This is a genomic window from Oceanobacillus timonensis (assembly GCF_900166635.1).
GTDB lineage: Bacteria > Bacillota > Bacilli > Bacillales > Amphibacillaceae > Oceanobacillus > Oceanobacillus timonensis.
In genome coordinates this window covers 2,522,445-2,544,738 of sequence record NZ_LT800497.1, presented here as the reverse complement: position 1 = coordinate 2,544,738, position 22,294 = coordinate 2,522,445, and the positions used below count along the sequence as shown (strand labels likewise).

Below are 22,294 nucleotides of genomic sequence, written 5' to 3'. Positions count from 1 at the left end.
CCTTATTTGATGTCCTTCTTTTAACATGATTGCAATGGAATCAACCGACGTATTGGCTGTTTTCATCTCCTGCTTAGAAAATACAATTCTTCTCTGTTTGAAATGAGAGTCAAGTAGCTAGTTGCACTGAGATAAAAATAGTTGCATTTTTACCATTGAAAGTCTATCTTAAATGTAAATGTTTCCATAGAAGATGAAAGAGATAAAGCATAAATAGAGAGAGGATGTATTTTTTGGTTCTTCAATTAAATATTCATTTAAAAAATGTGGAATCCCCTAAGCAGCGAACATTAATCGTGTCGGAACAGAGCTCTTTTGAAGAATTGCATTTGTATCTGCAAACGGCATTTGCGTGGTCTAGCACGCATTTGCATCTTTTTTCACAGGAGGGCACCTCCATTGTGCCTCAAGCAGGAGATTTAATGGATCAGCCGGAAGCAATTGATGAGAAAACGGTGGTCTTAACGGATTTCTTGAAAAGTCCAGGGGATCAGTTAACGTATATTTATGATTTGAATATGGATTGGCAGCATGAAGTTATTTTAGAACAAAAAGCAGAATTGCCCATGGATTTACCTTTGCCATTTTGTATAGCGGCAGAGGGGAGTGTGCCTTTGGAACAGGGTTTTAAAGAGATGTATTCCTTTTCAGACAATGAGGAACTTCTAGAATATATTAATCATCAATTAAGTATATTTTATGAAGACTGGCTTCTTGATGAAGATGGTGCCGAAGAAATAGAACCGGATGAGGCAGAATGGAATCAATTATTTCATGCAGCTGATCAAGTTAAAGCTGACAAACCATGGCTTGACATACGTGATGATCAATTCATTGCGGTTTGGTCTGACAGGATAAATGATTATGTGTATTGTTCCATTATGGGAAACGCAGAGGAAAGTTTTGGTGTTTCCGGTTTTCTGGGAAACAGAGGGTTATTATCTTATCTGGATATACTGGAAAAGGATCCATTTGAAGATGATGTAGCTTTGTTTTTCAATCAATATTCGCTGACAGCTCATTTTAATAATAGAGAGGAATTGAGCGAGGATGAATATGATTTGATTAAAAGTCTGAACAGAAAATATCGCGGAAAGCACCAATGGCCATCTTTTGTCAGTATGGTTCCAGATACGGTTCCGTGGAGTTTTAATCAAGAAGAATGCTGGATTTTTACAGAAGTACTGACTAAATTGGATGCATTCTTTTCCCGTACGAAAAATCTTTCGAAAAAAGTTCCGAGCTTTGATGATGGGGAAATACTCGCACTAAATAAACAAGGTGAGCAAATTATTCTATCAATAAATAAGCAGATTATAAAGGCTGTGCAAGTTCCTGCTTTAGAATTAGAGTTGTCAGAAATAGAATGGAAACGGATGAGGAAGAAAATAGATAAGATCAATGGGGTGGAAATGGAACTGGCGTTTATCCAAGCAGGAGAACCGGTTCAGAGAACCCCTGAATCAAGACCGTTTCTTCCGTATATCCTTGTACTTATTGACCGGAATACGGGAGCAATAGTACATTATGATTTAGTAGACTCGGTTTATTATACGAAAGGTATTCAGGAAAAAATATTCCATCTTTTTGATAAAATAGAAACCTTACCGAAAACGGTGTATATGTTTGACGATTTCTTCGCGATGCATGGAGAGCCGCTATTTAATCAATTATCTCTTCCCTTAGTAAAAACAGAGGAATTACATGGTGTGAATCAATTTATCAACATGATGGAAGAGGACGGGCCTTTTTAATCATTCAAGGGTACGAAGAAGTAATGAAACAGTATAGGGTTTAAAGACAATAAAAAATCCAAGTTAACATTCAACTTGGATTTTTTGGGTATAATTCATATCAGTTTACTTTTTTTAGATTGACACCATCTTTTTCTTTTTCGACAGACTTATTTGCCCAAATCGTTGCAATAATGGGGCCTGAGATATTATGCCAGATGGCACCCCAGACACTTGGAAGTGCTGCCAGCGGGCTAAAGTGAGTCGTTGCCAAGGAAACGCCAAGACCGGAGTTTTGCATTCCTACTTCTATGGAGATAGCTCGCCGATCATTTTCATCCAGCCCCAGTAATCGTGCTGCTATATAACCCAAAAGTAAACCAAAACTATTATGCAGGAACACTGCAGCGAAAACAAGCGCTCCGGCAGAAGCGACATTAGGAGCATTTGCTGCTGTTACAGCTGTCACAATGATTAGAATAGCTGTTACTGATATTAATGGGACAATGGCGATGCTTTTTTCAACGGCAACAGGGAAGAATCGCTGTACCAAGAAACCAAGAATAATTGGAATAATAATAACTTGGACAATAGATAGAAACATAGCCACTGGATTAACCGGTAGCCATTGACCGGCTAACAAGTAAAGCAAGAGCGGCGTCATAATAGGAGCCAGCATTGTTGAAAAAGCAGTCATTGCAACAGAAAGTGCAACGTTTCCTCTTGCTAAATAAACCATCACATTCGATGCGGTGCCCCCTGGAACGGAACCTAATAAAACCAGACCGGCCGCAAGCTCTGCAGGTAATCTCAGTAAATAGGCAATACCAAAAGCAACAAGTGGCATGATTAGGTATTGTGCGGCTATTCCGATAATTACCGGTAAAGGATTGGTAACGACTAACTTGAAATCAACAGGCTTTAACGTCAGTCCCATTCCAAACATAATCACGCCGAGCAAAAGCGTAATAAAGCTCCCAAAAACAAGGAAGGCGGAAGGGAAGATAAACGAAATAACCGCAGCAATAATGACGAGAATTGCAAAATATTTACCGGCTAGTGCGCTTATCTTCTCAAGTGTTTTCATAACTTGTCCCCGCTGTCTATATCGACAATTTTATCCGGATTTAAAATATTATTCGGATCCAACGCTTTTTTTATGCTTGTCATCACATCGAGAGCATTACCGTGTTCCTGACGCTGATAAGGTTTCTTTCCGACACCTACCCCGTGTTCTCCTGTACAGGTTCCGCCACGCTCTAAGGCATAATGTACTATATTTTCATTAAATTGTTTTGCTTTTTTTACTTCTTCTTCGTTCTCCATATCAATCATAATCAATGAATGGAAATTTCCGTCCCCGACATGCCCTAATATACCGCCCGGAATATCCAATTTTTCTAATTCTTCCCCGGCATAGATAACGGAATTTGCTAATTCGGAAATGGGAACGGCAACATCTGTCAACATCATCTTTTTCCCGGTATAATCATGGACAAAAGCATATGCTAAATTATGCCGGGCATCCCATAGGTGATTACGTGCTGCATTATCTGTCTCTGAGGTAAATGTGTCACAAGCATGGTCCTGCATAATTTCTTTGGTAAAAGCGACATCCTCTTGTAAACCGGATGCATTTCCGTGAAATTCTAAGAAAAGAGTCGGCTTCACAGGATAATCGGTCTCACTAAACTTATTAATTTGTTCGACAGAAGCTTCATCCACAAACTCCACTCTAGCGATGGGAATTCCTGCGTGCAAAATAGAAGTTACCGCTTCTATGGCATTGGTCAGAGTCGGGAAAGTGGCCCGGGCTGCAACAATATGTTCCGGTATGCCATAAACTTGGAGCGTCAGTTCAGTGAAGCAGCCAAGTGTTCCTTCCGAACCGATAAACAGTCCGTTTAAATGATAACCGGATGCAGATTTTGCAGCCAGACTGCCTGTATGGATGACACTGCCATCCGCAAGTACGACTTCCATATCACGGACCTGATCGCGCATCACACCATACTTCACAGTCGTAGTACCGCTCGCATTCGTCGCAGCCATTCCGCCAAGCGTGGCATTTGCACCAGGGTCTACAGTGAAAAACAGACCGTATTTTTTTAATTCTTTATTCAGCTGTTCTCTTGTGACTCCTGGCTGGACTTTAACAAGTAAATCGCCTTCTTTTATTTCCAAAATCTGATTCATCGATGAAAAGTCGATGGTAATACCATTTTGATAGGGAATAACATGTCCTTCTAAACTCGTACCAACTCCAAAAGGCGTCACTGGCGCTTGGAATTTTTGTGCCACCTCCATAATATGCGTGACATCTTCTGTTGATTCTGGGTAAACAATGACATCCGGCAAGCTTGTCTGATGATAGGTTTCATCTTTGCTATGTAGTTCTTTTACCGTGTCATTGGTAGAGATTTGATTATTGGATAACGTTGTTGTTAACGCTTGTATAAGTTGTTCCATTCTTTTTCCCCTTTCGATTGTTAAAATTGATATTTCTTTGCGGATAGAAGCCACTGTAGTGATTATATATATTAATTTTATTATAAATACTTTTCAGATTAATTCAATGATTATAGAATAATTTTAAAACATGACAGAATTTGTTAGCAAAAGAGAGGAGTGCTAGAAGCTTTACATATCTACTGCAATAAATCCCGGCTTATTCGCGATTAAAATCGAAAAAGCCGGGATTCCTCCTATTTTGCATCCATATAACGAAGGTTACAGTTGTTTTCCTTCATCTCTGTCTTTTAATTATTTACCGGGTTTAACATTCTTTCAATTTTACCCATAATTAAATCCGCTGCAATGGCCATTAATGCAGTAGGAACAGCGCCTGCTAAAATAATGGATGTTCCATCTGTCGCATTGGTTCCTCGTACGATAATAGAGCCGAGTCCTCCTGCGCCGACAAAAGTTCCGATTGCAACAACACCGATGCCGACAACTAGCGCTGTACGGATACCTGCCATCATGACACTGATAGCAAGAGGCAATTCGACTTTTATCAGCAGTTGGAAACGTGTCATGCCTGAAGCATAGGCAGCTTCTTTTACTGTCTGATCTACGCCAATGATGCCTACGTAGGTATTTTGAATAATAGGCAGCAGGGAATAGAAAAATACCGTTACGACAACGGTAGTCGTACCAAGACCCATGACAACCATTGTGATTGCCATAAATCCTAATACTGGGATGGTTTGAATGATACTGCCAAGTGTCAATACCCAGCTGCTCAATTTACCATACCTGGCAATCAGGATGCCGATTGGGATGGAAACAATAGAAGCGAAAAGAACCCCATAAGCAGCCATTAAAAAGTGGCGATAAAATTCTGTCCAAATGTAAAAACCATTTTGAGATACATAGGTGATAAATTGTTCCCAGGCGCTCATTACATTCCCTCCTTGTCTTCAAAATAGTTATTTTCTTCAAGAAAATCGCGGGCAATGGTGGCAGGGCTGACTAATTCTACGTCGCCTCTGTAATTCATTTCTTGCATATCCTCTGTTGTTGCAGTATCGCTCAGCTTTTGCATTACTTCTTCAATTTCCGGATTTTCCTCCAACAGTTCATTTCTTGCTACTGGAGAGGCATCGTAAGGAGGGAAGAAGTCATCATCCAGTACTTTTAAATCATAAGCTGCAATTCTGCCGTCTGAGGAATAGCCGAGTACGGCATCCATATTTCCAGAAGCAGCTGCTTCATACACAAGACCAATTGCCATCGGATAAACATTACCAAAAGCAAAATGCGTCTCTGTGAAAGCATCATATCCATCTCCGGAACGGTTGACCCAGGCATTGTCTACGCCGAAATTCATATCATCAGCGAAGGGTTCCAAGTCATCAACATGGGAGATGCCTTCTTCCTCTGCGAATTCTTGTGTTACGGAAATAGTATAACTGTTTTCAAAACCGTACGAGTCGCCCCAGGTCTGGTCAAATTTTTCATCAAATTCCCGTTGAACAATGTCCATTGCTTCCTCCGGGTCTGTGACATCTTCATAGTTTAAAACCCCTGCGATGTCGGTTCCTGTATATCTGGTAGCTGTAATGTCTACTTCATCTTGCATCATCGCTTGATGGAGAACCATCGTGGATCCTAAATTTGTTACCAATTCTGTATCTAAATCTGTATAATGCTCAATCATTTGAGCAAGTGTATTGCCCCAAATTTCAGATTCTACTGTGTCTAACGTCGCTATGCGAACCGTGTTTTCTGAAGGCCCGCTGAGACCTGGCAGTGCACAGCCTGACAGAAGAAGTGCCGAAAGAAGGGGGATCAGCAATAGTTTCTTCATATATGATCCTTCCTTTTATACCGTTTTTCGTAAAGGCTTAGGTGTCAGTCCTTTTTCAAGGAGCGATAATAACCAGCTGGCAATTAACGCTAAAATCGTTGCCGGAACGGTTCCCAGAACAATGAGTTCCGGTTGATACAGGTTCAGACCGTCAAAAATAAGGTCACCTAAACCGCCACCGCCGATAAATGCTGCCAGGGTAGCCCAGCCAATCAAGTATACTGTGGCAAACCGGATGCCTGACATAATGACTGGTAATGCCAGCGGCAGCTCTACTTTGCGGATAATCTCAAAATTATTCATACCCATGCCTTTCCCTGCTTCTTTTAAACTTGTATTTACTTCCATAACACCGGTATACGTATTTCTAAGTATGGGAAGCACAGAATAAATAAATAAAGCAATAATCGCAGGGATAGTACCTACGCCCAGAAAAGGCATTAAAAAAGCTAAAATGGCCAGACTAGGGACGGTCTGCAGTATACCTACGAACGATATAAACCGATCCGCTGCTTTGCTTGGTATCCGGGTCAGTAAAATTCCTAACGGGACAGCAACGAGTATGCCTAACACGATAGCGGCGATCGAGATATACAAATGCTCTCCCGTTTTTTCCAGCAACTCCCACCCATAAGATGAGAGTGTATCCATCATTGTTTGCATTATTTTCCTGCCTCCTTAGGATTCCATTTTGCCGACTTCTGCTGTTTCATCACCCCAGATAGTGTTATAAACCATATCTGCAAGCGTTGCTCTCGTTACAATACCGGCCAGTTTATTATCATCTGTTACAACTGGTACGTAACTGCTGCCACGCCGGAGCATACGATGCATCGTATCTCGGAGCCGACTATTTTTATCAACCGCATATTTTGCGGTATCCATCACTTCATAAACATGATTTTTCTTTTTGTAGTTGGAATCAACCATTTCAATATCGATATATCCTTTTAAAGTACCGGATTCATCAACGACCAGCAGAGAATCAACCCGATTGGCATGCATTCTTTGGATAGCATCTCTTAAACTGCTTTCTTCGTCTATTGTAATCGGGTCCGGGTTCATAATCTGTTCGACAAAAGTGACTTCCGGACGGCTTTCTAATAAGCGGTCTTTGCCGATAAAGTCTTCTACAAATTCAGTTGCTGGATGACGGAGAATATCATCCGGTGTACCAACCTGGACAATTTCACCTTGATTCATGATAACGATTTTATCAGCGAGTTTGATTGCTTCATCCATATCATGTGTGACAAATACAATGGTTTTATTCATTTCTTTTTGAAGCTTCTTAAATTCTTCTTGTAAGCCGTCACGTGTGATTGGATCAAGTGCGCCAAAAGGTTCGTCCATTAAAATTAACGGCGGATTCGTAGCCAACGCCCTAAGTACCCCGATTCGCTGCTGCTGACCGCCACTTAACTCATGCGGATAACGATCTAAATAATCTTCCGGTAAATGAACCATGGAAATCAGTTCTTTAGCCCGTTCCCTTTGTTTTTCTTTATTCCATTTTAATAGGGAACCTACCAGAGATATATTTTCTCCTACTGTCATATGAGGCATTAAACCAATTTGCTGTATGACATAGCCGATGGAACGTCGAAGTTGGACAGCATCCTGCTCTAAAATATTGGTGCCGTCTACCAAAATTTCTCCACCAGTAGGTTCGATTAGACGGTTAATCATTTTCATTGTTGTGGTTTTTCCACATCCGCTTGGTCCTATAAAAACGACAAATTCTCCCCGCTCCACGTTCAAGTTCAGCTTATGAACAGAAGGAGTATCGTTTCCGTCGAATTTTTTTGTGACTTCTTTAAATTCTAGCATTCAAAGCACCTCCATAACTTATTCCGTCAAAACTTAAAATCAGACTTTAAAAAGTATAATAAATTATCCTATAAAAATGAAAACCCGAAAAAATCGATTCTAATCGTATAATCTGTGCAATTTAAACTTTACAAACTTTATGTAAGGGTTTATCTTAGAATTGCTTTTAATTACTCCGGATATCTATCAAATATGATTTTTTGATTTTTATTTAATCCGTGATAAAGTAGCTCATATACAGTAAAAGGGGGCTTGACGATGGAATCATATTCAAACAATCAATTGCTTCAGGAAATTCGAGCTTGCGAAAATCTTCTTACAGATCGTATTGCTGATAATATGGAGACCTTTGGTGTGTCGTCTACAATTGGGCGTCTGCTCGGTATTATTTATATGAACCGGGAGGCGATGACATTGGATGCACTTGCTGGCGAAACAGGTATGAGTAAAACCAGGATGAGCCAGGTCATGCGGGAAATGATTTCACTTGATATTGCAGAAAAAGAATATGTGAAAGGAAGCCGTAAAGACCATTACAATGTAGAACGCGATTATGCGCAGACGTTTATATCCTTGTTTACAAGGAATTGGTCGGAAGTCGTAAAGCGTAATACCAATTTAGAACGTCGTTTGAGAGAACAAATCCATCATTTAGAGACATACTTGACGGAAGATTCCCCAGAGGAAGTAAAGAATCGGATGGAAAGTTTACAAAAAGAATTAGATGAATGGCAAGCTTACTATCAATGGATTGATGGTCTTGTGACTTTTTTTGAAAGTGGCGAGATTTTTAAACATGTTCCTATTGTCACCCCAAATACGAAGGAGGAAACGCATCATGAAAAATAAACGTATTATTACCGCAGCATTGACTGGTGCTGGAGATACAACGGAAAAAAGCAGACATGTTCCGATTACACCAAAAGAAATTGCCGACGCTGCGATTGAATCCGCAAAAGCAGGTGCTGCCATTGCACATATTCACGTTCGTGACCCGAAGACGGGAAAACTCAGTCACGATGTGGACCTTTTTAAAGAGACGGTAGAACGAATCCGCGAATCCGACACAGACGTGATTATTAACATTACGGCCGGTGGCGGCGGCGACTTTGTTCCTGATCTCGAAAATCCGACACAGGGCGGACCTGGTACAGATATTCAAACACCAAAAGAGCGGCATGAACCAGTCGGAAAACTGCTTCCGGAACTCACTACACTGGACTGTGGCAGCTTGAACTTTGGCAATCAGGTTTACTTAGGACCGGAAGATTGGTTACGTGAGCATGCCAAGATGATTAAAGAAAGCGGCGTAAAACCGGAAATGGAAGTATTTGATACAGGGCATATCCGCCTTGCCAATCAATTGATTTCAGAAGGATTGGTGGAAGGATCGCCGATGTATCAGTTTTGTCTTGGTATTCCATGGGGCGCAGATGCAGATGCAGAAACGATCGAATATATGAAAAGACGCGTTGTCGAAGGGTCCCACTGGTCCGCTTTCGGTATCGGCCGTATGCAGCTGCCGATCGTAGCGCAGGCTGCTTTACTTGGCGGAAATGTCCGTGTTGGATTAGAAGATAATCTATACTTGGAAAAAGGTGTACTCGGCACCAATGCGCAGCTGGTAGACCAAGCTGTTAACATTTTAAACAGTGTAAAGCTGGAACCAATGACAGCAGCTGAAGCAAGAGAACTGTTAAGTTTAAGAAAATTTAATTCCTAAGAGGTGAACTATGGCACAAAAAACAATGGCCGTTTTAGGTACCGGTGTTATCGGTAATGGCTGGATTGCCCGCTTTTTAGCAGGCGGACATCAAGTCCATGCTTTTGACCCGGCTCCCGGCGCAAAAGAAAAAACAGAAAAAATGATAGATGATATTTGGGTAACATTAGAAGAATACGGAATAAGCAATGAAGCAGCAAAGGAAAACCTTACCTTTTATGACACCTTAGAAGAAGCGGTAAAAGAAGCAGATCTGGTACAGGAAAATGTTCCGGAGCAGGAAGCATTGAAGAAAAAAGTGCTGGCTCAAGTGGATGCAGCAACAAAACCAACCGCAATTATTGCATCCAGTACCTCGGGATACATGCCTTCTGTACTGCAGGCGGATTGCGTGCATCATCCGGAACGGGTTGTTGTCGCGCATCCATTTAATCCAGTTTACTTAATCCCGCTTGTAGAAATTGCAGGTGGCAAACAGACGGAAAAAAGTTACATGGAAAAAGCAGAAAAAATGTATGAAGACATGCATATGAAGCCGCTTGTGATGAAAGGGGAAATTGACGGCCATATTGGTGACAGACTGATGGAAGCAATCTGGCGTGAAGGACTTCATATCGTGAATGATGGCGTAGCGACTACGGAAGAAGTAGATAAAGCCATTGTTTATGGACCTGGTCTTCGCTGGGCCTTGATGGGACCATTTTTGACACTTCATTTAGCTGGCGGCAAGGATGGTATGAGGCACATGCTGGAACAATTCGGACCTGCATTGAAACTTCCTTGGACACGCCTTGTCGCTCCCGAGTTGACGGAGGAATTAAGTGAAAAAGTCATTTCAGGAACCGCAGAACAAAGTGGGGATGTCCCAATTGAAGATCTGGAACATCGCCGTGACCGTTTCTTAATTAAATTAATGGCGCTGTTAGAGGAAGAAGGTTTCTGGCCAGCAGAAAGGTTGCTTCCTTATGACAGAAAGTAAGCAAATATGGAAAGGTCGTGTGCTCCCTGAATGGGTCGATTATAACGGCCACTTGAATGATGCGTCCTATGCTTTGATTTTCAGTTACAGCCTGGACGCTTTAATCGATGACATTGGTCTGGATGAAGATGGAAGAAAAGCATATGCTTACACCATTTTCACCCTGGAGGCACATATTAAATATGTCAAAGAAGCTCATGAAAACGAAGAACTGCATACCTGTGTCACCGTGCTGAATCGGGATGCAAAACGGATGCATCTCTGGTTTGAAATGAAGAATAAAGAAAATGACACAGTGGCAACCAGTGAACAGATGGTGATGGGCATGGATGTATCATCTGGACGCCCGGCGCCATTTCCGGAATTGGTTGAAGCAGAAGTGAAACAATTACCGCAATTAGCGGAAGCAGACTGGCCTGCGGGAGCGAATAAACCGATGGGGATTCGCAAGAAAAAAGAATAGTTATCGTATGTGATGTGCTCTCTTATTGGCAGGAGGGAATAATAAATATTTCCTGTATCCGGTAAGGGAGCACTTACTATATTAGAATAAAAAGCAAAGCATATAGATTCTAATCCAATCTCGCTGGAGAAACATGAAAAACAGAAAATAGAAGCATACGTATAAAAAATATGTTATACTGCCATTTGAATGAAAAATGAATAAAGTCTACTTCATACGTAGGAGAGGTTCTAGGTACACCCTCTATAAAAAACTAAGGATAGCCATACTAATGAAACCTTAGATATGGTTTTTTATATTTCTGGGTGTATAGAATTCTCTTTTTCAAATTGGAAAGGGGATTTTTTTATGGAAAAAAATAATAAGCGGGCAGTCGTTGTTTTTAGCGGCGGCCAGGATAGCACCACTTGTTTGTTTTGGGCATTGGAAAAATTTGAACATGTAGAGTTAGTTACCTTTGACTACAGTCAGCGCCACAGTTTAGAGATTGAGGTGGCAAAGGAAATTGCTGCAGATCAAGGATTGAAGCACCATATTTTAGATATGTCTTTACTGAATCAATTAGCTCCCAATGCGTTAACAAGAGATGATATCGAAGTAGAGAACGCAGAAGATGGTGGTATTCCCAATACATTTGTACCGGGCAGAAATTTGCTATTTTTATCTTTTGCAACCATCCTAGCGAATCAAATCGACGCGAAACACATCGTCACCGGTGTATGTGAAACCGATTTTAGCGGATATCCGGATTGCCGCGATATCTTTACCAAATCATTAAATGTCACCTTGAATCTTTCTATGGATGAAGACTTTGTCATCCATACACCGTTAATGTGGCTGGATAAAGCAGAAACATGGGAGATGGCGGACGATCTGCAAGCCTTTGATTATGTCAGAGAGCGGACATTAACCTGCTATAATGGCGTGAGAGGTGCAGGATGCGGCGAATGTCCGGCATGTCAATTGCGCCAGCGTGGCTTAGATCAATATCTGGCAAGAAGACAGGAAGTGCATCCGTAATGTATGGATTTCGTATTGTTGAAGCGTTGCAAAAACTGGACGAGGATATTCATAGGGAACAGCTGGCTTATCATCAGAAACGGGTGATGGTAAGTAAGGAATTTACGTTTGATGCTGCACACCATCTTCATTGTTATGAGGGGAAATGTAAGAATCTTCATGGCCACACGTATCGAGTCGTATTCGGTATCAGCGGTTTTGTGGATAATATAGGGATGGTGATTGATTTTGGGGATATCAAAGAGATTTGGAAAGACAAGTTGGAAATATTCCTGGATCACCGTTATGTCAATGAAACTTTACCGAAAATGAATACAACAGCAGAAAATATGGTTGTCTGGATGTTCGAACAAATGGAAGCAGCTGTCCAAGAACTTCCCAACCAATGCCAGGTGGAATTTGTGCGGTTATTTGAAACACCGACAAGCTATGCAGAAGCAAGACGGGAGTGGATGTACCATGCGTAAAATACCTGTTTTAGAAATATTCGGTCCCACGATTCAAGGAGAAGGCATGGTGGTAGGAAGAAAAACGATGTTCGTTCGGACCGCCGGATGTGATTACCGGTGCGCCTGGTGCGATTCTGCCTTCACTTGGGATGGGAGTGCGAAAGAAGATGTCGTTCCAATGACGAGTACGGAAATTTGGCAGCGGCTGCAAGAAATAGGAGGGAATCACTTTGACCATGTGACGATTTCAGGCGGGAATCCAGCTTTGTTATCCGCTATGGACGATTTGATTGATGTGCTTCAGGAGCATCATATTGAGGTGGCTCTGGAAACCCAAGGAAGCCGTTATCAGGATTGGTTTGTTAAAATTGATGATCTGACCATATCTCCCAAGCCCCCAAGTTCTAAGATGAAAACAAACTGGGAGAAGTTAGATGATATTATTCATCAATTGGAAGTTAATGAGCGATTGGTACATACCAGCTTAAAGATAGTGATTTTTGATCAAGAAGATCTTCGCTATGCTGAAAAAGTACATCAGCGTTATCCGAAGCTTGCTTTTTTCCTGCAGGTAGGGAATGATGATTTAGAGGAAATAGAGCCACAGCAATTATCCAGGCATTTATTGAATAAGTATGAATGGTTGATTGATCAAGTCGTGGCATCCACTGTGCTGAATCGGGTTCGCGTTCTGCCGCAAGTACATGCATTAGTTTGGGGAAATAAGCGAGGGGTATAATAAGAGAGAAAAAGCTATTATCCTATTAAAAAGACTGTAAGAATTATCGTCTTTTTGATAGGGTAATAGTTTATTTCATTTTCTGGCATTTCTCTGAATGGATAGAAATCTAAATCAACAAAATAATTCCGCCAATCAGCGGCACTGCAACCATCGCAATTTTTAAGATTATCGGGTTTAACCTGGTGGTAAATTTAGCACCAATATAAGAACCGATAATCGTTCCGATAACGACTTCGATAAATAATGTTAAATCGAGAAAACCGACGGAATAATAACCGATACCGCCAACCAGTGCAATCGGTATAATAACAAGCATCGTCGTACCCGCGGAAAGCTGAAGCGATAAACCGAAGAAAACAAGGAATCCGATTTGGATAAACGGCGTCGAGCCAATTCCGAAAGCCCCTGATAGTAAGCCAGTCACGATACCGATTCCTGCAGCTGTCATCCAAAACCTGCTTCTTGAGGAACGGTTTTTCTCTGCGAAATCTTGTGTAGCAAACCTGCCAAATCCTGCTGTTACACGAATCCACAATAGTATGGCGGATAGAATAAGCATCCCTGCCGTAAAGAATTTTAATTCACTTTCCGGGATAAAACTGGCCAGCCTGGAACCTAAAAAAGCGCCAACTGCACCAAACAGCCCAGTTGCCAGCCCAATTTTTACCATCGTATTTCTTTCCCGCAAGTGACTGATGGTGCCGGATAATGAGGTGAAAACCATCGCTGCCAGAGATGTTCCAAGCGCTGTGTGTATTGGAACATCAAAAACTTCACTCAACATGGCAATAATAAAACCGGAACCGCCTGCCCCGACAAAACCAAGTAACAAGCCAATCACGAGCATCGTTAATAAAACAATCAAACTAAAAATCCCTTTCTCTTCTAAATTACATAAGCCATTATAGCATAGTGATGGTGCATTTTTGGATTGAGAATACTTGAGATGTTTTGTGTGATATTTTTTTAGGTAATAGGTCAATAAACGATTAAATGTCAGAAACCATTATTGCTGTGAAAAAGGACGCTAGTTTTAAATATAGTCTGTCTTGAAAATAAATAAAAAGTGCTGACAAAAAGGTGCTTTTTTCTGATTTTAATGGATAGAGAAGAGAGCAGAGAGATAACGTCACGATTTTTGTTAACTGGTAAACAATAATTGACGAATAGATAACAGAGATGTATAATCATAATTGTTAACTGGTTAACCAAAAACAGAAAGGTTAGGTGACATATATGGATAAGAAAAAAGAAGCAATTGAAGCATTACAGCAGTTGATTAAGGAGAGGGAAGCAGCGGATAGAAATCGTAAAGCAATAAAATTCAATGAAGAAGCTGTTGTTTCTGATTGGACACTAACACAGCTGCATGTTGTTGCTGTTATAAAAGAAAAAGGACAAGCAAATAACACGACCTTGGCAGAGCAATTAAATATATCTAAACCAGCTGTTACAAAAGCGGTAAAGAAATTATTAGAAAATCGGATGCTTGAAAAAATACAACAGGATGGAAACAAAAAAGAAGTGTATTATATGTTAACGGATTCCGGTGATATGCTTGCTGCCATTCATGAGGAACTACATGAAAAAGCAGAATCACGTTATTTAGATATTTTCAATCATTTTGATGACAATGAATTAGAAACACTGATTACGTTTTTCAAATTGGTATCTAAAAATATCAAGTCTCTTTAGGGACTGCATTAGGCCTGTTTAATTTTATCCGTTATTCCGGTATGGCAGTAGGCGGCATGTTTACTGGAATAATGCATGTTTTGTCCAGTACATTTACCTTTATTTTCTTAGAAGTTTTCCTTTTGGGAATTTCTTTTTGGCAATATGCTGTTGTAAAGAAAAATAAGGAGTAAAAGGGGATGAAAAGCGATATAAAAGAGTGACTTCACGTTCTTTTATATCGCTTTTAAGCTAATTATAACAATCCAACCCACTGCCAATACGTGGCACTAAACAGGATAATAAGCAAGTATCCAATCACCGTAAGCGGGACACCAGATTTGATAAATTGTTTTAAAGTAAATGTTCCTGTTCCATATGCCAGCATATTTTGTGGAGCGCTGACCGGCAATAAGAAACCGAAACTGATTACAAATTGCATAATCAAGACAAGCCCTGGGCCATTAAATGCTGTTGGTTCCATGGATCCGACTAAAGCAATGACAATCGGAATAAAAGCAGAGGCCAAACTGGTAGCGCTTGCAAAGCCTAAGTGAATCAAAATATTAAATAGAGCAAGTACTGCAATCATTGCGACCAGTGGCAGGGTAGATACACCGAGTATTTCAAATGAATTGGAAGAAAGCCAGGTAGCTCCTTCGGTCGCTAACAGGACAATCCCTAATGAAATTCCCGTTGCAAATACAATCAATGTGCCCCAAGGTACTTTGGTCTGTACTTCTTTCCAGGAAAAGATACCAATAACTGGTGTCAGCATGACAGCAACAGCAACAATGGTAACCGTAGTAGAATCTAAAGGATGTAGAATACCTTCTGTTGACCAGAATAATAAGAGCAACCCGGCAATAATGACCAAGCGCCACTCTTTTCCACTCATTTTACCCAGCTCTTTTAGTTGCTTTTCAATACTTATTCCTTCCTGCATTTCTGACATATTTGGCTTAATCAGATTAACCATAACAATATAAAGCACAATGGACATAATAAACGCCCACGGGGCAGCGTAGAGAAACCATTCTCCCCATGTCACATCAATACCGAATGCCGATTCCATAAATCCTAAGGCAACCATATTTTGCGCGGCTGCAGTTTTTATTCCAATATTCCAAATGGAGATAGACTGAACTGCAGTAATCATTAATAATGCGGCCAGTTTACTTTGTTTTGCCAATCCAAATGCTGCGACAATTCCTAATAAGATAGGCACAAGTGTACCCGCACGTGCCGTAGCGCTTGGCACAAACAAGGCAAGTACAAAGCTGACAATAATTGTTCCCAAAACAAGTGCTCCCGGTTTAGTTCCAACTTTTGACATAATATACAATGCTATTCTTTTATGAAGTCCAGTGATTTCCATGGCTGTAGCTAAAACAAGTGCTCCTCCAACAAGCAATACAGCGGAAGAACTAAATCCTTCTACTGCCATACCCAACCCCTGACTTGTTCCATAAATGGTCCCCGGATCTTCAATAGTAGGGGAGATTCCGATAAGAACAGCTAATAAACTAACGATCATCACTGCACTTACAGGATAAGAAACCGCTTCCGTAACCCATAACACAACAGCGAAGGCTAAGACAGCAAGCGCTCTCTGGCCTACGATAGGTAATGAATCAGGGTTAGGTAATATTAAAATGATAACAAGAACTAAAAAAGCTGCAATGAGTGCAATAGCATCTTTCTTTTTCATGAAAACCCCTCCCTTTATCTACCTTTATTATAATACAAAATAAATAGTTTGTGATGATATTCACATGTTACAAAAAATCGAAATTGTTATAAACTTCATAAAATGTTCAACAAGAACATATTTCTATACTTTGTATGAGAGGAACAGGGACTGTTTCTGCATTATTGCTGTATTTTGAAGGAAACGTTTGATACAATTGAATCAATTATCAGAATTTTATTTCTCCAGTAGCTAATCATTTAACATAAATTAAGTTTTATATGGAAAAAGAACGTAGTAAAAAGAAGTGAGGGAGGTTCTGACATGGAAATTATCAAGGCAATTGCGCCTCTTATCATAGTGGGAGGAATTGCAGTTTTTGTCGTTAACAGGGCAAAATATAAATTTAATCAAAGCAGCCCAGAAAAGAAAAAATCTAAAGAAAAGCAGGATGTATCGATTAGCTTTATCCCGATAGGAATGTTTTTTGGTTGTGCTGCTGGTGTCATATTAGGCACATTTTCTTCAATATTCTTACCAACCACAATTAGTTTAGGAGCAGGAATCGGCTATTTATTGGGGTATTTTGCTTATGAATTTTATAACAAAGAGGAAACTGTCAATCATCAATAGCTGTCTTTGGATACCAGATTTGGATAGCAGCGAATACATTTGGTATAAAATGGGGAGTGGATAAAAATGAACATAAATATTAAAAGAGCTGCGCGGGAACATGTTGAAGCAATTGCTGCTATTTGTTCTTGTGGCTGGAAACAAACGGTAGAAGGAAAGTTAAGTGAGGCATACCAAGTAAAGAATGCAGCGGAATGGTATAATCACGAACGAGTGACGTCAGATATAGAAAATGGCAATTATACGCATGTTGCTGTGATTGATTCCGAAGTAGCGGGCGTTATTGGCGGCGCAATAACGGAGCCAGGTGTCAGCCAAATTTTTGTATTATATGTAGATGAAACATATCGATACCACGGAATAGGGAGACAATTATTAAAAGTATTTACAGAGCAACATAAACAGGAAGGGGCAAGGGATCAATGGGTGTCTGTGCAGGACGGGAATCAAAGAGGGATTCCTTTTTATGAAGCGAGAGGGTTCGTGCTGCAGAAAAAACGAAAAGAGATGGCGAATACTGGAGAGTCATTTGTTAATCTGCAGTATTTGAGGAGAATCTAGTTATTATAACTGCTTACAAGTACATTTCAGTTTGGGAAGTTGCGTCATTTTCGTATTCTAGAAAGTATAGTCTGTATATTATGGTAAAATAAAACTACCTTAGATTGAGATCTCTCATAATAAGGAATTTAATTGGAGGAGGCGTTCATATGGTACATAAAAATAGAAAACACGTAATAAGTAAAAAAGGGAGAACGTCTAACTAGCCAGTTATCTCGTGTTTCCCTAAATTGGAAGGGGAATGGAATTGAATCAAGTATTATTGATTATCGATGCACAGCAGGAATTAATCGAAGGTAATCATGAAAGAAACGCGATTTTTCAAAAAACGCAGTTTATTGCTAATATTAACTCAGTAATTGAAAAAGCGGAGAAGATAGCAGTGCCACTTGTATTTGTAAGGGATTTAGATGTCAACGAAGGAAAAGAGAGCGGTTTTGAAATTCACAAGGAGATCCATGTATCTGCTGAAGCAGAAATTTTTGATAAGTCTGCAACAAATGCTTTTTATGGAACAGGTCTGTTAGAATATTTAAAGTCATATCAAGTAAAGCATATAGTAGTGATGGGCTGTGAAACACAGCATTGTATAGATAGCGCCGTAAGAACAGCAACTATCGAAGGTTTTGATGTCACATTAGTCGGAGATGGGCACTCAAACCTGGGTAATGATATTTTGAGTCAAGAACAGATTATAAAGCATCATAATGCTACACTTCATGGCCACTATAATGTAGATTATTTTTCCATTGTAAGAAATGCAAACGAAGATTTATTTTGCCCTACACATGATTCTTATAGATAATCATTCTAAAAGCGACATATATCTGTGTCGCTTTTAGTGTTTTATGAAAATGTGATGATATGGTGCTGTTAGAAGGGATAAAAGGGAAAGGAGCATTAGAAAAAGATAATAAGACACAGTAATCTAGCTTATACACTAATAGATTTGGGCGAATTTTAAGAGGATGTAGACGCTGAATAAGTGGTGATTCATTTAAATCCAAATGCACTGGAACAGTATATTTCTATGAACAATAAGCTTTCAGTTAATCTGCAGTATTTGAGGAAAATCTAGTATTATTTCTTTCCATTCCGGAATAAGAAAAACCTCAAGCTTGCATCTGCAACTATACCGAATATAACTCCAAAAAAAGAGTGGGTGACTATTCCTCAATGCTATTCATCTTCTTAAATGAATGTTCATAATCAGTAATTATTTTTAAGACAGAATGAAATTTTCCTTTTATAGTAAAATCTTTGCAAGTCATTTTCTAAAGCGTATGTATTCTATTAATGCTTATCTGAATGAACCGAATCAGTAGACGCGATACCATATAGAAAAGTATCGATAGCTTTGGCATATAGATCCAGTGTTTCTTTCATATCTAAATCCCGGCAAGTGTTATTTAATCCGTATAGCAAGGTATCAAAAATCTTTGCGAGTAATAGCGCGTTGTCTGATTTGAATTCGCCGGATGTCATCCCTTCGGCTAATAATTGTTGACTATAGGATATTCTGGTATTAATTGTTTTATAAAGCTGATTTTGAACGAACGTATTGGACTTTTCATGACTGAAAAATTCATCAGCAACATCTGTCAGGGGATGGTTATAATCATTGATAACAAAATGTTTCGCAATACCATGGAGTTGTTCCGTTACAGAGAAATACTGTTGTTTTTGTTCCTCCCATTGTTCCATCCATTGTTTTTCCCATTCATCCAATACATAAATAAAGAGCCCTTCTTTATTATCAAAATGATAATAAATATTCCCTTTACTGACTCCTGTTGCTTCGGAAATATTTTCAATTGAGGTGGCAGCATAGCCTTTCTGAATAAATAAATGTTTGGCGGCTTCAGCAATCTTTTGCTTTGTCATCATGCTTTTCGTTTGTTTCTTGTTCAAAAGGTTCCCTCCTATGTATTTTTGATGTCTGATTCGAACATTATTGAGGCATGTACGAAGACAAACTTATCGGTTTGATGTCGTTTAGATGATTACTGACCAATTGTTCTAAATCTACCATAATTTAAGTTCTGAAACAAGGTATTTTTAACAGCGTGGTCAGCTATTGACTGTGATACGAAGCTATGATATGATTTTAGAACGAACGTTCAGTTAATGGGATGGAAATAGTTGCATTATAAAAAAAGCAGTGGAAGTTTGCAACTTGTGAAGAAGTACAACATAAATTAGAATAAGGAATCATGACAATTATTTTGAATGTATCTTGTTTGAAAAAATAAGGTTTATTTTTTGTGTTATTTTAGAACAATCATTCAGTTTTAAAAAGGAAAGGTGGTGAGGGAAATGGCAGACCCGGATTCGGAACCCTGTGTTCATAATCATTTCCGGTTTAAGGATATACGTGTTTATCTTTCAAGCAAGGGTAAAGACGTATATCTTTAAACCGGCAGGAAAGCAATCCTATTTTCAAGTTTCTATAGCATTGGCATAACAATGAAATGCGATTACAGCTTGCGGATAGGTAACACAAGGAGGGAGGAGAAATGACATTAAAAGCAAGGCATCATATCCTGGTATGTTTAGAGGAACAAAACTATAGCCGGAAAGTTCTACTAAAAGGGGCTTTATTGGCAAGAAAATATGGTTATACGTTCGAAGTACTATTTTTCTGCTCCGTTGAAAGCAAATACACCATGTTTCATTTGTTAAATTTAGCAGAGAGTAAAAAATTAAGCAGAAGATTAGGGGCGGAAAAATTTACGGTGAAGCGGACAAAAAATGAATGGAAGACAGCAAAAGAAGTAGTAATGACCGCCAAAAATAATCATGTAAAAGAAATCATTATGTCAGGTGTACAACCCAATGATAGATTGCATATTCCGTTTTGGAAAAGAGCTTTCTTTTGCGATAAATACAATTATATCTTAAAAAGAATACCGGATATCATTCTGGTAGTGATGGATCACAGCGAATATAATCCTTTTGAAAAGGGATTATATCAAAATGGAAGACAAGGGTATTTAGTAAATAAAAGCGCTAATAGAACCACTTATTTTCTTCGTGATCATCCTTTTAGAGAAAAAGATATCCCCGGGCTTTTCTTTCAGGAGAAGGACACAGATGCACGTAATGGCGTTTTTGCTTTTATTCATAAGGGAAAAGTAAAGTACGTCTATATATACCATGGCAAAACGGATAAAGGGATGAAGGATGAGGTACAACCAAAACATGCTACTCTGTAGGCATTTGGATTTTTGTTATTGAGCTTAAACCCAAAATTGGTTCCAATGCCGGATCTGAATGCTGGTTCAGAGGCTTTATGAAAACACATGCTAGTAATCCATCAAGAAATAACTGAAATAGTTTGGAAGGAGGGAGATATATGACTGCACAAAACGTTTCACCCAAAGAAGAATCAGCATGGACATTAGAACAAGCCAAAGAAAAATTGGTGGAAAAAGGGAAGCAAAACGGTGTGCTGCTTTATAAGGAAGTAGCTAATGTGCTATCGGATTTTGATTTGGAAATGGAACAATTAGATGCATTTTATGCGTATATGGAAGAGCAAGGCGTTGTTGTGACAGAAGGGGCAGAAGATGATGCTAAAATACAGAATACAGAAAAAGAAGAAGTGGAGCGGATTGATCATAGTGAACCTGTAGGAATGAAAATAAATGATTCCGTTCGTATGTATTTAAGAGAAATTGGTAATGTGGATTTGCTGTCCCGGGAAGAAGAAATCGCACTTGCCGTTCGTATAGAAGAAGGAGATACGGAAGCGAAGAGAAAATTAATGGAAGCAAATCTTCGCCTCGTAGTCAGTATCGCCAAACGGTATGTAGGCAGAGGAATGGTTTTCTTAGATTTAATTCAAGAAGGAAATATAGGGCTGTTTAAAGCGGTTGAAAAATTTGATTACCGAAAAGGGTTTAAATTCAGCACCTATGCAACTTGGTGGATTAGACAGGCAATTACACGTTCCATTGCAGATCATGGCCGCACGATCCGTATTCCGGTGCACATGGTAGAAACGATGAATAAATTAATCCGTGTTCAACGCTCGTTACTTCTGGATTTAGACCGTGAACCGAACTCGTCGGAAATCGGTGAAGAGATGGGGCTAAGCCCAAATAAAGTGGAGGACATCTTAAAAGTCATTCAAGAGCCAGTATCCTTGGAAACACCTGTCGGGGAGGAAGATGCTTCGTATTTAGGAGACTTTATTGAGGATCAGGAAGCGGTATCACCTTCGGATTATGCGGCGCATGAATTGTTAAAAGAGGAGTTAGAGGAGGTGCTGGATACCCTCCCCCTCCGAGAAGAAAATATACTTCGTCTTCGATTTGGATTAGATGACGGAAAAACAAGGACGCTGGAGGAGCTTGGTAAGGTATTTGGCGTGACCAGAGAGCGGGTTCGTCAAATTGAAGCAAAAGCATTACGGAAATTAAGACACCCGAGACGCAGTAATCGGTTAAAAGATTTTCTGGATTAGTGCAGGGTATTCGTGTA

General features: G+C 39.7%; 23 protein-coding genes and 1 riboswitch. Of the genes, 14 read left to right on the top strand and 9 right to left on the bottom strand.

What is annotated here, in order from left to right:
- Positions 1 to 233 precede the first annotated feature (233 nt).
- The gene (locus B7E05_RS12405) at positions 234 to 1,754 is read left to right on the top strand and encodes a plasmid pRiA4b ORF-3 family protein (protein WP_179134536.1); all 1,521 of its coding nucleotides are present in this window, start codon (positions 234 to 236) and stop codon (positions 1,752 to 1,754) included.
- Positions 1,755 to 1,854: 100 nt separating this feature from the next.
- Here B7E05_RS12405 and B7E05_RS12400 read toward each other — a convergent pair whose 3' ends face one another.
- The 6 genes from B7E05_RS12400 to B7E05_RS12375 form a co-directional block, all read right to left on the bottom strand.
- Positions 1,855 to 2,820, bottom strand: coding sequence for a bile acid:sodium symporter family protein (locus B7E05_RS12400; RefSeq protein ID WP_080874498.1), 966 nt, complete (start codon positions 2,818 to 2,820; stop codon positions 1,855 to 1,857).
- Positions 2,817 to 4,202: an FAD-binding oxidoreductase gene (locus B7E05_RS12395; RefSeq protein ID WP_080874497.1), complete on the bottom strand. Its 1,386-nt coding sequence runs from the start codon at positions 4,200 to 4,202 to the stop codon at positions 2,817 to 2,819. The genes B7E05_RS12400 and B7E05_RS12395 overlap by 4 nt, the downstream gene beginning before the upstream one ends.
- Positions 4,203 to 4,492: 290 nt before the next feature.
- Positions 4,493 to 5,137: an ABC transporter permease gene (locus B7E05_RS12390; protein WP_080874496.1), complete on the bottom strand. Its 645-nt coding sequence runs from the start codon at positions 5,135 to 5,137 to the stop codon at positions 4,493 to 4,495.
- Complete coding sequence (locus tag B7E05_RS12385; RefSeq protein ID WP_080874495.1) at positions 5,137 to 6,045, bottom strand: osmoprotectant ABC transporter substrate-binding protein; 909 nt, start codon at positions 6,043 to 6,045, stop codon at positions 5,137 to 5,139. Before B7E05_RS12385 ends, B7E05_RS12390 begins: the two co-directional genes overlap by 1 nt.
- Before the next feature lie 15 nt (positions 6,046 to 6,060).
- On the bottom strand, positions 6,061 to 6,708 hold the full coding sequence (locus B7E05_RS12380) for an ABC transporter permease (RefSeq protein ID WP_080874494.1): 648 nt from the start codon (positions 6,706 to 6,708) through the stop codon (positions 6,061 to 6,063).
- 15 nt (positions 6,709 to 6,723) lie between these two features.
- Entirely contained in the window at positions 6,724 to 7,875 is a 1,152-nt protein-coding gene (locus tag B7E05_RS12375; protein ID WP_080874493.1) for a betaine/proline/choline family ABC transporter ATP-binding protein, read from the bottom strand.
- 258 nt (positions 7,876 to 8,133) lie between these two features.
- Between B7E05_RS12375 and B7E05_RS12370 the strand changes: the two genes are divergently transcribed.
- The 7 genes from B7E05_RS12370 to queE all read left to right on the top strand — a co-directional run bounded on the left by B7E05_RS12370 (position 8,134) and on the right by queE (position 13,248).
- Entirely contained in the window at positions 8,134 to 8,724 is a 591-nt protein-coding gene (locus B7E05_RS12370; RefSeq protein WP_143833232.1) for a GbsR/MarR family transcriptional regulator, read from the top strand.
- Entirely contained in the window at positions 8,714 to 9,598 is an 885-nt protein-coding gene (locus B7E05_RS12365) for a beta-keto acid cleavage family enzyme (RefSeq protein WP_080874492.1), read from the top strand. Before B7E05_RS12370 ends, B7E05_RS12365 begins: the two co-directional genes overlap by 11 nt.
- Before the next feature lie 10 nt (positions 9,599 to 9,608).
- Positions 9,609 to 10,577: a 3-hydroxyacyl-CoA dehydrogenase NAD-binding domain-containing protein gene (locus tag B7E05_RS12360; RefSeq protein WP_080874491.1), complete on the top strand. Its 969-nt coding sequence runs from the start codon at positions 9,609 to 9,611 to the stop codon at positions 10,575 to 10,577.
- Positions 10,564 to 11,040: a thioesterase family protein gene (locus B7E05_RS12355; protein WP_080874490.1), complete on the top strand. Its 477-nt coding sequence runs from the start codon at positions 10,564 to 10,566 to the stop codon at positions 11,038 to 11,040. The genes B7E05_RS12360 and B7E05_RS12355 overlap by 14 nt, the downstream gene beginning before the upstream one ends.
- 218 nt (positions 11,041 to 11,258) lie before the next feature.
- Positions 11,259 to 11,303: riboswitch (PreQ1 riboswitch) on the top strand.
- An 85-nt stretch (positions 11,304 to 11,388) separates the two neighbouring features.
- Complete coding sequence (gene queC, locus B7E05_RS12350; RefSeq protein ID WP_080874489.1) at positions 11,389 to 12,060, top strand: 7-cyano-7-deazaguanine synthase QueC; 672 nt, start codon at positions 11,389 to 11,391, stop codon at positions 12,058 to 12,060.
- Positions 12,060 to 12,527: a 6-carboxytetrahydropterin synthase QueD gene (gene queD, locus B7E05_RS12345; RefSeq protein ID WP_080874488.1), complete on the top strand. Its 468-nt coding sequence runs from the start codon at positions 12,060 to 12,062 to the stop codon at positions 12,525 to 12,527. Before queC ends, queD begins: the two co-directional genes overlap by 1 nt.
- On the top strand, positions 12,520 to 13,248 hold the full coding sequence (queE, locus tag B7E05_RS12340) for a 7-carboxy-7-deazaguanine synthase QueE (RefSeq protein WP_080874487.1): 729 nt from the start codon (positions 12,520 to 12,522) through the stop codon (positions 13,246 to 13,248). Before queD ends, queE begins: the two co-directional genes overlap by 8 nt.
- A 109-nt stretch (positions 13,249 to 13,357) precedes the next feature.
- Here the strand turns inward: queE and B7E05_RS12335 are convergent, their stop codons facing one another.
- On the bottom strand, positions 13,358 to 14,116 hold the full coding sequence (locus B7E05_RS12335; protein WP_080874486.1) for a sulfite exporter TauE/SafE family protein: 759 nt from the start codon (positions 14,114 to 14,116) through the stop codon (positions 13,358 to 13,360).
- 371 nt (positions 14,117 to 14,487) lie between these two features.
- On the opposite strand from B7E05_RS12335, the gene B7E05_RS12330 reads away from it, so the two are divergent.
- Positions 14,488 to 14,946 (top strand): MarR family transcriptional regulator, encoded by a 459-nt coding sequence (locus B7E05_RS12330; protein WP_179134535.1) that lies wholly within the window; start codon positions 14,488 to 14,490, stop codon positions 14,944 to 14,946.
- Positions 14,947 to 15,181: 235 nt separating this feature from the next.
- Here the strand turns inward: B7E05_RS12330 and B7E05_RS12325 are convergent, their stop codons facing one another.
- A complete protein-coding gene (locus tag B7E05_RS12325; protein WP_080874484.1) occupies positions 15,182 to 16,636 on the bottom strand; it encodes a DASS family sodium-coupled anion symporter in 1,455 nt (484 codons plus the stop codon).
- 303 nt (positions 16,637 to 16,939) lie between these two features.
- Here B7E05_RS12325 and B7E05_RS12320 point away from each other — a divergent pair, with 303 nt between their 5' ends.
- The 3 genes from B7E05_RS12320 to B7E05_RS12310 all read left to right on the top strand — a co-directional run bounded on the left by B7E05_RS12320 (position 16,940) and on the right by B7E05_RS12310 (position 18,614).
- Positions 16,940 to 17,248: a hypothetical protein gene (locus B7E05_RS12320; protein ID WP_080874483.1), complete on the top strand. Its 309-nt coding sequence runs from the start codon at positions 16,940 to 16,942 to the stop codon at positions 17,246 to 17,248.
- Positions 17,249 to 17,314: 66 nt separating this feature from the next.
- Positions 17,315 to 17,809 carry a GNAT family N-acetyltransferase gene (locus B7E05_RS12315; RefSeq protein ID WP_080874482.1) on the top strand — a complete coding sequence of 165 codons (495 nt, stop codon included), beginning with the start codon at positions 17,315 to 17,317 and terminating at the stop codon, positions 17,807 to 17,809.
- A 247-nt stretch (positions 17,810 to 18,056) separates the two neighbouring features.
- Complete coding sequence (locus tag B7E05_RS12310; RefSeq protein ID WP_080876296.1) at positions 18,057 to 18,614, top strand: isochorismatase family protein; 558 nt, start codon at positions 18,057 to 18,059, stop codon at positions 18,612 to 18,614.
- Between the two features lie 488 nt (positions 18,615 to 19,102).
- Here the strand turns inward: B7E05_RS12310 and B7E05_RS12305 are convergent, their stop codons facing one another.
- Positions 19,103 to 19,720 carry a TetR/AcrR family transcriptional regulator gene (locus B7E05_RS12305; RefSeq protein ID WP_080874481.1) on the bottom strand — a complete coding sequence of 206 codons (618 nt, stop codon included), beginning with the start codon at positions 19,718 to 19,720 and terminating at the stop codon, positions 19,103 to 19,105.
- A 605-nt stretch (positions 19,721 to 20,325) separates the two neighbouring features.
- Here B7E05_RS12305 and B7E05_RS12300 point away from each other — a divergent pair.
- The gene (locus B7E05_RS12300) at positions 20,326 to 21,024 is read left to right on the top strand and encodes an adenine nucleotide alpha hydrolase family protein (RefSeq protein WP_080874480.1); all 699 of its coding nucleotides are present in this window, start codon (positions 20,326 to 20,328) and stop codon (positions 21,022 to 21,024) included.
- Positions 21,025 to 21,164: 140 nt separating this feature from the next.
- Positions 21,165 to 22,277: an RNA polymerase sigma factor RpoD gene (gene rpoD, locus B7E05_RS12295; RefSeq protein WP_080874479.1), complete on the top strand. Its 1,113-nt coding sequence runs from the start codon at positions 21,165 to 21,167 to the stop codon at positions 22,275 to 22,277.
- Positions 22,278 to 22,294: the final 17 nt, after the last annotated feature.

What these genes read in the sequence shown, in the direction of transcription:
- queC (WP_080874489.1), top strand. Translation starts at nt 11,389, where the DNA reads ATGGAAAAAAATAATAAGCGGGCAGTCGTTGTTTTTAGCGGCGGCCAG.
- B7E05_RS12375 (WP_080874493.1), bottom strand. Translation starts at nt 7,875, where the DNA reads ATGCTAGAATTTAAAGAAGTCACAAAAAAATTCGACGGAAACGATACT.
- B7E05_RS12300 (WP_080874480.1), top strand. Translation starts at nt 20,326, where the DNA reads ATGACATTAAAAGCAAGGCATCATATCCTGGTATGTTTAGAGGAACAA.
- B7E05_RS12370 (WP_143833232.1), top strand. Translation starts at nt 8,134, where the DNA reads ATGGAATCATATTCAAACAATCAATTGCTTCAGGAAATTCGAGCTTGC.
- B7E05_RS12320 (WP_080874483.1), top strand. Translation starts at nt 16,940, where the DNA reads ATGGAAATTATCAAGGCAATTGCGCCTCTTATCATAGTGGGAGGAATT.
- B7E05_RS12355 (WP_080874490.1), top strand. Translation starts at nt 10,564, where the DNA reads ATGACAGAAAGTAAGCAAATATGGAAAGGTCGTGTGCTCCCTGAATGG.
- B7E05_RS12385 (WP_080874495.1), bottom strand. Translation starts at nt 6,045, where the DNA reads ATGAAGAAACTATTGCTGATCCCCCTTCTTTCGGCACTTCTTCTGTCA.
- B7E05_RS12325 (WP_080874484.1), bottom strand. Translation starts at nt 16,636, where the DNA reads ATGAAAAAGAAAGATGCTATTGCACTCATTGCAGCTTTTTTAGTTCTT.
- queD (WP_080874488.1), top strand. Translation starts at nt 12,060, where the DNA reads ATGTATGGATTTCGTATTGTTGAAGCGTTGCAAAAACTGGACGAGGAT.
- B7E05_RS12380 (WP_080874494.1), bottom strand. Translation starts at nt 6,708, where the DNA reads ATGCAAACAATGATGGATACACTCTCATCTTATGGGTGGGAGTTGCTG.
- queE (WP_080874487.1), top strand. Translation starts at nt 12,520, where the DNA reads ATGCGTAAAATACCTGTTTTAGAAATATTCGGTCCCACGATTCAAGGA.
- B7E05_RS12400 (WP_080874498.1), bottom strand. Translation starts at nt 2,820, where the DNA reads ATGAAAACACTTGAGAAGATAAGCGCACTAGCCGGTAAATATTTTGCA.
- B7E05_RS12315 (WP_080874482.1), top strand. Translation starts at nt 17,315, where the DNA reads ATGAACATAAATATTAAAAGAGCTGCGCGGGAACATGTTGAAGCAATT.
- B7E05_RS12330 (WP_179134535.1), top strand. Translation starts at nt 14,488, where the DNA reads ATGGATAAGAAAAAAGAAGCAATTGAAGCATTACAGCAGTTGATTAAG.
- B7E05_RS12360 (WP_080874491.1), top strand. Translation starts at nt 9,609, where the DNA reads ATGGCACAAAAAACAATGGCCGTTTTAGGTACCGGTGTTATCGGTAAT.
- B7E05_RS12395 (WP_080874497.1), bottom strand. Translation starts at nt 4,202, where the DNA reads ATGGAACAACTTATACAAGCGTTAACAACAACGTTATCCAATAATCAA.
- rpoD (WP_080874479.1), top strand. Translation starts at nt 21,165, where the DNA reads ATGACTGCACAAAACGTTTCACCCAAAGAAGAATCAGCATGGACATTA.
- B7E05_RS12390 (WP_080874496.1), bottom strand. Translation starts at nt 5,137, where the DNA reads ATGAGCGCCTGGGAACAATTTATCACCTATGTATCTCAAAATGGTTTT.
- B7E05_RS12365 (WP_080874492.1), top strand. Translation starts at nt 8,714, where the DNA reads ATGAAAAATAAACGTATTATTACCGCAGCATTGACTGGTGCTGGAGAT.